We start from the raw sequence: 8,895 nt of genomic DNA, 5'->3' as shown, positions 1-8,895 counted from the left end.
GCCGACAGCCGGCCGGCCAGCACATCGTGGCCGCCCACCCACAGGATGAAGGCCACCGCGCCGAACACCAGCACCATCACCGCCGCCACCAGCCGCGCCCGGTTGGCGACACGCGCCTTGGCGGTGTCGAAGCTGGACTCCACCAGCCGGCCAAAATCCCGGCGGTCGGCGTCCTCGTGGCCATAGGCCTGGACGATGCGAATCTCGTGGATGGTCTCGTCGATGCGGTTGCCCAGCTCGGCCACCCGGTCCTGGCTCTCGCGGGCCAGGCGGCGCACCCGCCGGCCGTACAGGATGATCGGCACCACCACCAGCGGCACCCCGCCCACGGTGAGCAGGCTGAGCTTGAGGCTGGTGGTGAACAGCATCACCAGCCCGCCGGCCAGCAGCAGCGCGTTGCGCAGGGCGATGGAGAGGCTGGAGCCGATGACGTTTTCGAGCTGGGTGGTGTCGGCGGTGAGGCGGGAGATCACCTCGCCGGTTCGCCCGGCCTCGAACCACGCCGGCGGCAGGGTGAGGAGATGATCGAAGACGCGCCGGCGGATGTCGGCCGTCACCCGCTCGCCCAGCCACGACACGTTGTAAAAGCGCAGATAAGTGGCGCCGGCAAGCAGCACGATCAACCCGCCCATGCTGGCGAGGGTGCGATCGAGCCAGGCCGGATCGCCGGCCGAGAAGCCCTTGTCGATCACTGCCCGCAGGCCCTGGCCGACGGCCAGCATGGTGCCGGCGGCGATCACCAAGGCGATGGCGGCGATGAAGACGCGGCGACGATAAGGGGAAAGCAGCTGGACGAGGATGCGGAACATGGGCGCGTGGCGGAACAAACGGTAATGCGCAGTATGACGGAGGGACGGTAAGCTATGGCGCTCGTCTTCCGGAAACCTGAATCCATGCTGTCTTCTTCACCGCTTACCGCCGGGGTCACGCTGTTGATCGCCTTGTTGATGTTCGGCACCTGCTTTGCCGTGGGCAAGGGGCGCCACCGCTACGGTGTGGTCGCGCCCGCCGTCACCGGCCATCCGGTGTTCGAGCGGCTCTACCGGGTGCAGATGAACACCCTCGAATGGGCCGTGATGACTTTGCCCTGCCTGTGGATCTGCGCGGCTTACGTGAGCGATGGCGCCGCGGCGGTGCTGGGTGGCGTGTGGCTGGTGGGCCGGGTGTGGTACGCGGTGGGCTACGCGAAGGCGCCCGGGCTGCGGGCGAAGGGCTTCACCGTCGCCGCGCTGGCCTTCGGGGGGCTGGGGCTCCTCGCCGCTGGCGGAGTGATCGCGCAACTGGCGGGGGCCAAATGATGAAGCAGACCTACGTGATGCTGGCCGCTGCGCTGGCGGCTTCCGGCGCACTGGCCGCGCCACCCCTGCCGGCGCTGCGGGCAGACGGATCGGCGGTGACGGTCTCGGGCATCTCGTCCGGCGGCTACATGGCGGGGCAGTTTCAGGTGGCGTATTCGAAGCTCGTGCGGGGTGTCGGCATCCTCGCGGCCGGACCCTACGACTGTGCCGACGGCAGCGTCATCCGGGCGATGACCGCGTGCATGGCGCCCAACCGCTGGACGCCGCCGCCCAAGCCCGCCGACATCAAGCCGCGGATCGAATCCCGCGCCCGGCTCGATCTCATCGACCCGCCCTCGGCGCTCGCCGACGACAAGGTGTGGGTGCTCACCGGCAGCGCCGACCACACCGTCGAACGCCCGGTGGTCGATGCGCTGATGGCCTTCTACCAGCAGTGGGTGCCGGCGGCGTCCACCCGGCTGGTGACGCTGCCCGGCGCCGGCCACGCGATGATCTCGGTTGCCGACGGCAAGGCCAACGCGTGCAACACGTCCGAGCCGCCCTTCATCAACCGCTGTGGCGATTTCGATGCGCCGGGCGAGTTGCTCGGCCATCTCCTCGGCGGGCTCAACCCGCGGGTGGTGCCGGAACCCGGTAACCTCATCAGCTTCGACCAGCGCCCCTTCATCGGCGGCGCGCCCATCGATAACAGCATGGCGGACGAGGGCTTCGCCTACGTGCCGGCCGCCTGCCGTTCGGGCGGCTGCCGGGTGCATGTGGCGTTTCATGGCTGCCGGCAGGGCGTGGATGCGCTGGGCCGGCGCTTTGCCGAAGGGGCCGGCTACAACGCCTGGGCCGAATCCAACCGGCTGGTGATCCTCTATCCGCAGGTGGTGGCCCGGAGCGGCTGGGCGCCAGGGTCGCTACGCTGGGTGTACAACCCCAAGGGCTGCTGGGACTGGTGGGGCTATGCCTCGGTGGATTACGCCACGCGCAACGGGCCGCAGATGGTGGCGGTGCGCAAGATGATTTCCCGGCTGGCCGAGGCGCCGGCGCGGTGAACGAAAAAATCCGGCCGAGGCCGGATTTTTTGTGGGCAGGCCGGAAGGCTCACTTCTCGACGAAGGCCCGCTCGATCACGTAGTCGGCCGGGGCGCCGATGTGCGGGGAGATCTTGAAGCCGCGGGCGTCGAGCATCTTGCAGCAGTCGTCGAGCATGGCCGGGCTGCCGCAGATCATGGCCCGGTCCAGGGCCGGGTCGAGGGGCGGCAGGCCGGTGTCCTCGAAGAACTTGCCGGTGGTGATCAGATCGGTGACACGGCCCTGGTTGCGGAATTCCTCGCGGGTCACCGTGGGGTAATACACCAGCTTGTCGCGGACCTCCTGGCCGAAGAACTCGTTCTGGGGCAGGTAGTCTTCGATGAACTCGCTGTAGGCCAACTCGGACACATAGCGCACGCCGTGGAGCAACACCACCTTGTCGAAGCGCTCGTAGGTCTCCGGGTCCTGAATCACGCTCATGAAGGGCGCCAGGCCGGTGCCTGTGGAAAACAGGTAAAGGTTGCGGCCGGGCAGCAGATCGTGGAGCACCAGGGTGCCGGTGGGCTTCTTGCTCACCACGATGGGGTCGCCGGGCTGCAGATGCTGCAGGCGCGAGGTCAGGGGGCCGTTGGGCACCTTGATGCTGAAGAACTCCAGGTGCTCTTCATAGTTGGGGCTGGCGATGCTGTAGGCGCGGGTCAGGGGGCGACCTTCCACCTCCAGGCCGATCATCACGAACTGGCCGTTTTCGAAACGCAGGCCGGCGTCGCGGGTGACCTTGAAGCTGAAGAGGGAGTCGTTCCAGTGACGGACGGACAGAACGGTCTGGGTACTCAGTTTGCTCATGACAGGGCCTGCTCGGGTTGGCGTTGACGTGCCCATTCTAGTCAGTGCCATAAATCTGTAAAATGGATTGTATTGATATATATATTCTATTGTGTAGATATGAAGTACACCCTCCGCCAGTTGGAGATCTTCCTCGCCGTGGCCCGCCACGAAAGCGTGTCCCGGGCCGCAGAGGAGCTGTCCCTGTCCCAGTCGGCCACGAGCACGGCCCTGGGTGAGCTGGAGCGGCAGTTCGACACCCAGCTTTTCGACCGCATCGGCAAGGCCCTGCGCCTGAACGAGCTGGGCCAGGTGGTGCAGCCCCACGCGGTGCAGCTCATCGAGCACGCCCGGGAGATCGAGGCCCTGCTGGCCCGGCAGACCGACTTCGGCCCCCTCCAGATCGGTGCCACCCTCACGGTCGGCAACTACCTCGCCACCCTGATCGCCGCCGATTTCCTGCGCCAGCACCCGAGCGCCCGGGTGAAGCTGACGGTCCATAACTCGGCCACCATCGTCCATCAGCTGACCCGCTATGAACTTGACCTGGGCTTGATCGAGGGTAGCTGCCGTCATCCGGATCTGCTTGTCGAGCCCTGGGTGGAGGATGAGCTGGTGGTGTTCTGCGCCCCGGGGCATGCCCTGGCCCATGGCCGCCCGGTGGACATGGATGAGCTGGCCGGGCAGGACTGGATCCTGCGGGAGATCGGCTCGGGCACCCGCGAGACCTTCGATCAGGCCCTGCGGCATTTCTCCGGGGAGGTGAAGGTGCGCCTGGAGCTCGAGCACACGGAGGCCATCAAGCGCACCGTGGAGAGCGGGCTGGGCATCGGCTGCATCTCGCGGCTGGCCCTGCGCGACGCCTTTCGCCGGGGCAGCCTGGTGTCCATCGAGACGCCGCAGCTCGATCTGCGCCGCCAGTTCCAGTTCGTGACCCACAAGCGCAAGTACGTGACCGCCGGCATGCGCGAGTTCATCGCCCTGTGCCGACAGATGACGGCCGGGGTGACGCGCAGCGATCTGATCGACCTGCCCTACGTCCCCTGAGTGTTCAGCCCCTGTGGGAAAGTCCCCGGCAATTCACACAGAACGTGGGCAAGCCTGTGGACAAGGTGTGGGGGGCGCTGTCATGTGCCGGACACATAAGGTATTTTTGCCTTTGCCTAAAAATAGAGCAATCCTGTTGATTTTGCGGCTTGAATAGTTTTTATCTATTCACACAAAACCGGGGATAAGCTGTGGACAAGCTGTGTGGCGGTGCAGCAGAGCCTTGATCCAAAAGAAGAAAGATGCGCTGCCTCAAAATGGGGCAGTACATGTCCAAGCTGGTGCAGTGATGTTTTATCCCCGGCCGAGGTGGGCAAGGGTGTGGACAAACTGTGGGGTCGGGCAGCAAGGCCTTCACGCGTAAGGGTTTTGTGCTGTTGCCTAAAAATTAGGCAGCGGCGTGAACCGGCCTTTCGGGGGTCGGCCCGGGCGGCCTTTGTTAGAATCCCTGTCACTCTCGCATTTCCAGCTGCTGCCCATGACGACACCCGTCTGTTACACCATCCAGGCCGTCCATCCGGCGGCGCATCTGTTTGAAGTCAGCGTTCACCTCGACGACCCTGACCCGGCCGGGCAGGTGTTCACCCTGCCGGCGTGGATTCCCGGCAGTTACATGATCCGGGAGTTCGCCAGAAACATCGTCAGCCTGTCGGCCAGGGCCGGCCGGCAGGCGTTGGAGGTCACACGACCCGACAAGCACACCTGGCAACTGCCGGCCGGTATCCGGGGTCCGGTCAGCCTGAGCTACACCGTCTACGCCTGGGATCTGTCGGTGCGCACGGCCCATCTCGACCAGACCCACGGTTTTTTCAACGGCACCAGCGTCTTTTTGTGTGCCCGGGGCCATGAGGGGCGGGCTCACCGGGTGGACATCCGCCCCCCGGTGGGCATGGAGGACGCGGGCTGGCGGGTGGCCACCAGCCTGCCCGAGGCCGACGGCGAAAAGGGGGCTGCCGAGCGCTACGGCTTCGGCCTTTACCGGGCGCCGGACTACGATGCCCTGATCGACCATCCGGTGGAAATGGGGCGCTTCAGCCTGGCCGAGTTCGACGCCTGCGGGGTGCCCCACGCGGTGGCCATCACAGGCCGCCACGACTGCGACCTGGGCCGCCTGGTGGAGGATCTGAAGCCCATCTGCGAGGCGCAGATCCGCCTGTTTGGCGAGCCCGCGCCGATGGATCGTTATGTGTTCCTGGTCATGGCGGTGGGGGATGGCTACGGGGGCCTCGAACACCGTGCCTCCACGGCCCTGCTGTGCAGCCGGGCCGATCTCCCCCATGTGGGCCTGGATGCGCCGAGTGAGGGCTATCGCCAGTTCCTGGGCCTGTGCAGCCATGAGTACTTCCACACCTGGAACGTCAAGCGCATCAAGCCGGCGGCCTTCGTGCCCTACGATCTGTCCCGGGAGAACTACACCCGCCTGTTGTGGGCCTTCGAAGGCTTCACGTCCTACTACGATGATCTGATGCTGGTGCGCAGCGGGCGCATCAGCGTGGCCGACTACCTGGGCTTGCTCGGCAAGACCCTCACCCAGGTGCACAAGGGCAGCGGCCGCCGCAAGCAGAGCGTGGCCGAGTCGTCCTTCGAGGCGTGGACCAAGTATTACCGGCAGGACGAGAACAGCCCCAACGCCATCGTCAGCTATTACACCAAGGGTTCCCTGGTGGCCATGCTCCTCGATCTGCGCCTGCGCGTGGAGAGCGGGGGCGCCCGCAGTCTCGATGACCTGATGCGTGCCCTGTGGCAGCGCCATGGCCAGAGCGGAGTGGGGGTGGCCGAGGACGGCCTGTTTGCGCTGGCGGCGGAGATCGGTGGCGCCGAGATCGGCCGTTGGCTGCAGGCCCTGGTGGAGGGCACCGATGAACTGCCCCTCGAAGCCTGGCTCAAGCGGGTGGACGTGAGCCTGATCTGGGAGGCGGCGACAACGGCGCCCAGCCTGGGCGTGCGCACGGCGGCCGATGGCGATGCCGTGCGCCTGGCCAATGTCTTCGATGGCGGGGCGGCCCAGGCGGCCGGCCTGTCTGCGGGGGATGTGCTGGTGGCCCTGGATGGCCTGAAGGTGAATGTGGGCAATCTGGACAAGTTGCTGGCCCGCCGCCAGCCGGGCGAGGAGGTGGAGATCCACGCCTTCCGCCGGGACGAGCTGATGCACTTCGCGGTAAGCCTGCAGGAGGCGCCCCGGGATACGGCAAAGCTGAGCCTGGTGGAGGAGGGGGGCAGCCCCGCTCACCTGGCGCTCAGGGAGGCCTGGCTGGGGGGCTGAAGCGCTGTCACTGCGACCCCCGTGCTCCGCCGCTGCGCCTGGGGTGCAGCCCTCGGGGAGCGCTCAAAGGAAGCGGTCGGGGGTCAGGCGCAGGCCGAAGGAAAACCAGCGGCTGTCGGTGGAGCCGTTCAGTTCGCGCCCGAAGGTGGCATCCACCTGGACGCGCTCGGGCACGATGGCGAAGCGGGCGCCGGCCTGCCAGAAGGGGCCGCTGCGGTTGTCGCCGAAGGCTTCGGCAATGGCTGTGAGGCGTTGGCTCACGTGAAACTCCCCGCCCACTCCCCAGGTGAGGCGGTGGTCGCCGGAGGCCTTGTCCTTCAGCCAGCCCAGGTTGTGATGAAGCACCACCTTGTCGTCGGCGAAGGAGAAGGAGATCGGCACATAGACAAAGGTGTTGCCGAGCAGGTTGGGGCCGGGGTTGATGTCCGGATGCTGCACGCTGCCGGCGGCGAGGCCCCAGCCCCAGCCATTGGTCTCCAGGGGGCGGAAGAGCGTCTTGAACTGGAACATGTAGTCCCGGGTGGCGCTTTCGCCATTGTTTTTGGCACGTCCGCCGCCAAAGGTGAATTCCAGATTGCCCCACGGGTTGCAGGCCGGCAAGGCCCACACCTCACGGCTTTCCGGATAGACCCGCATCCAGCTTTCGAGCTGGCAGCTACCGGCCGTGGTCAGGCGGGCATCGTCGGTCACGAAGGGGCGGGCAGCCAGGGCGGGCAGGGCCAGAGCCTGGAGCAGCGCAAGGAGGGCGAGTCTGTTCATGCTGCGGATTCTGGCAGTGGCGTGTTATTCCTGCGTGACAGATCCGGCCCCGTTGCGTGAGACGATGTGCAGGTAGGTGCCGAAGAGCAGGGCAGCGGCCATGTTGCTGAGTACGCAGGCCTGCCAAAAACCGGCCACGCCCTGGGGGGGCAACAGGCTGCCGAGGCCGTGGTAGGCCAGCCCGTAGCCCCCTGCCAGGCCGATGCCCCAGAAGCAGAGGGTGTGTACGAGCATCGGGCCGAAGGTGATCTTGTAGCCGCGCAGGGCATGGGCGGCGACGGTCTGGATGGCGTCGAAGAACTGGTACAGGCAGATGTAGATCACCAGGGACACGGCCAGGCGGCTGACCGCCGGATCGGCGGTGTAGGCCGCCATCAGGGCATCGCGATACAGCCAGGCGACGATGCTGACCAGGGTGGACAGGCCGGTGGCCAGCAGGATGCCGACCCGTGTAGCCTGCCGGGCGGCGTGCCCGTCCCGGGCGCCGAGGGCCTGGCCGACCAGCACCAGGGTGGCAATGGCCAGGGCCAGGGGCAACATGTAGATGAGGGCCGACAGGTTGCCGACAATGCGGTGGCCGGCTACCACCGTGGCGCCCAGCCGAGCCACCAGCAGGGCGATCAGGGTGAAGGCTGTGATTTCGACGAAGCTGGAAAAGCCCATGGGCAGGCCGAGGCGCAGCAGTTCGCCGATGGGGCCGGCCCGGGGGCGTGTCCACCGGGAGAACAACTGATAGGGCGCGTAGGCCGGTGCCCGCAGCACGTGCAGCCCGGCACACAGCAGCGCCAGCCAGCCCATGCAGGCACTCGAGACGGCACAACCGGTACCCCCCAGGGCGGGGACGCCCGGCAGATATCCGTTGATCAAGGCCCAAGAGAGGGGGATGTGTACGCCGGTGGTGGTGAGGCTGATCACCATCAGCACCCGGGTACGGCCCAGGGCATTGGTGAAGGCATAGAAGGTTCGGTAGAGCAGCACTGCGGGCAGCCCCCAGGCGATCGTCGCCAGGTAGTCCCGGGCGCCGGCTTCGACTTCCGGGCTGATCTCGGAGAGCTGCATCAGCCAGTCGGGATGGCGCAGGAAGAGGACGGCCGGAATGCCCAGGGCCAGGGCGAGCCAGAAGCCCTGTTGCACCGCCGGGCCGATGGCGTCCTTGCGCCCGGCGCCCACATGATGGGCCACGGTGGGGGCGACCGCCTGCAGGATGCCGACCATCAGCATCACGATGGAGATGTAGATGCCGCTGCCGACGGCTACGGCGGCCAGATCGGCGGTGCCGTAGCGACCGGTCAGGACAGTGTCGCTGACCATTTGGGTCATCGAGGACAGCTGGGCGATCAGAACCGGCCAGGCGAGATCAATGATGCGGCGGGCGAGGCCGGGCTGGGCGGTGTTCTGGCTCATGGGGAGCGTAGTGTAGCGATTCGCAGGCGTGCAGCAGTGTTTGTGAAGGAATCGGGTCACGCAGTCATCCACACGCGCTTAGCTGAAGTAGCCATGGACAAACCAGCCGTGGGGGGGCTGACGTTCCTGGAAGATCCACACCAGGCAGTCGTCGTGGCTGCGGGCGACGAAGTAGTCCCGGCTCACGTCCGCGCCAGGCCCGTCCCACCAGCCCGCTTCGATGCGCTCGGGTCCGGCGAGCAGACTCTCTGCCGGGGGCCGGGCCATGGGCCGGGGGGT

General features: G+C 66.8%; 8 protein-coding genes and 1 pseudogene. 4 read left to right on the top strand and 5 right to left on the bottom strand.

Features of this window, described 5'->3' with window-relative positions; all coding sequences use genetic code 11:
- Nucleotides 1-809: ABC transporter transmembrane domain-containing protein (locus J0L98_RS20350; RefSeq protein WP_296413915.1), on the bottom strand; the 809-nt coding region annotated here is incomplete at its 3' end.
- An 84-nt stretch (nucleotides 810-893) separates the two neighbouring features.
- Here J0L98_RS20350 and J0L98_RS20345 point away from each other — a divergent pair.
- Together J0L98_RS20345 and J0L98_RS20340 are read left to right on the top strand one after the other, a co-directional pair.
- Nucleotides 894-1,298 carry an MAPEG family protein gene (locus J0L98_RS20345; protein ID WP_296413913.1) on the top strand — a complete coding sequence of 135 codons (405 nt, stop codon included), beginning with the start codon at nucleotides 894-896 and terminating at the stop codon, nucleotides 1,296-1,298.
- Entirely contained in the window at nucleotides 1,295-2,338 is a 1,044-nt protein-coding gene (locus tag J0L98_RS20340; RefSeq protein WP_296413911.1) for a poly(3-hydroxybutyrate) depolymerase, read from the top strand. The genes J0L98_RS20345 and J0L98_RS20340 overlap by 4 nt, the downstream gene beginning before the upstream one ends.
- Before the next feature lie 49 nt (nucleotides 2,339-2,387).
- On the opposite strand, the gene J0L98_RS20335 is transcribed toward J0L98_RS20340, so the two are convergent.
- A complete protein-coding gene (locus J0L98_RS20335; RefSeq protein WP_296413910.1) occupies nucleotides 2,388-3,164 on the bottom strand; it encodes a ferredoxin--NADP reductase in 777 nt (258 codons plus the stop codon).
- 99 nt (nucleotides 3,165-3,263) lie between these two features.
- On the opposite strand from J0L98_RS20335, the gene J0L98_RS20330 reads away from it, so the two are divergent.
- The gene (locus J0L98_RS20330) at nucleotides 3,264-4,190 is read left to right on the top strand and encodes a LysR family transcriptional regulator (RefSeq protein WP_296413908.1); all 927 of its coding nucleotides are present in this window, start codon (nucleotides 3,264-3,266) and stop codon (nucleotides 4,188-4,190) included.
- Between the two features lie 478 nt (nucleotides 4,191-4,668).
- On the top strand, nucleotides 4,669-6,453 hold the full coding sequence (locus tag J0L98_RS20325; RefSeq protein WP_296413905.1) for a PDZ domain-containing protein: 1,785 nt from the start codon (nucleotides 4,669-4,671) through the stop codon (nucleotides 6,451-6,453).
- Between the two features lie 63 nt (nucleotides 6,454-6,516).
- Here the strand turns inward: J0L98_RS20325 and J0L98_RS20320 are convergent, their stop codons facing one another.
- From J0L98_RS20320 to J0L98_RS20310, 3 genes and pseudogenes are all read right to left on the bottom strand, one after another.
- Entirely contained in the window at nucleotides 6,517-7,212 is a 696-nt protein-coding gene (locus J0L98_RS20320; RefSeq protein WP_296413903.1) for a hypothetical protein, read from the bottom strand.
- Between the two features lie 24 nt (nucleotides 7,213-7,236).
- Entirely contained in the window at nucleotides 7,237-8,616 is a 1,380-nt protein-coding gene (locus tag J0L98_RS20315) for an MATE family efflux transporter (protein WP_296413901.1), read from the bottom strand.
- 78 nt (nucleotides 8,617-8,694) lie between these two features.
- Nucleotides 8,695-8,895: pseudogene (locus tag J0L98_RS20310) on the bottom strand (DNA polymerase Y family protein); the annotation flags it as partial.

Source organism: Zoogloea sp. (assembly GCF_017302315.1).
Taxonomy (GTDB): Bacteria; Pseudomonadota; Gammaproteobacteria; order Burkholderiales; family Rhodocyclaceae; genus Zoogloea.
This window is presented reverse-complemented; position numbering and strand designations above follow the sequence as displayed.

Bases quoted from the DNA above. Each gene is read 5' to 3' on its own strand.
- J0L98_RS20345 (WP_296413913.1), top strand. From the start codon at position 894: ATGCTGTCTTCTTCACCGCTTACCGCCGGGGTCACGCTGTTGATCGCC.
- J0L98_RS20340 (WP_296413911.1), top strand. From the start codon at position 1,295: ATGATGAAGCAGACCTACGTGATGCTGGCCGCTGCGCTGGCGGCTTCC.
- J0L98_RS20335 (WP_296413910.1), bottom strand. From the start codon at position 3,164: ATGAGCAAACTGAGTACCCAGACCGTTCTGTCCGTCCGTCACTGGAAC.
- J0L98_RS20330 (WP_296413908.1), top strand. From the start codon at position 3,264: ATGAAGTACACCCTCCGCCAGTTGGAGATCTTCCTCGCCGTGGCCCGC.
- J0L98_RS20325 (WP_296413905.1), top strand. From the start codon at position 4,669: ATGACGACACCCGTCTGTTACACCATCCAGGCCGTCCATCCGGCGGCG.
- J0L98_RS20320 (WP_296413903.1), bottom strand. From the start codon at position 7,212: ATGAACAGACTCGCCCTCCTTGCGCTGCTCCAGGCTCTGGCCCTGCCC.
- J0L98_RS20315 (WP_296413901.1), bottom strand. From the start codon at position 8,616: ATGAGCCAGAACACCGCCCAGCCCGGCCTCGCCCGCCGCATCATTGAT.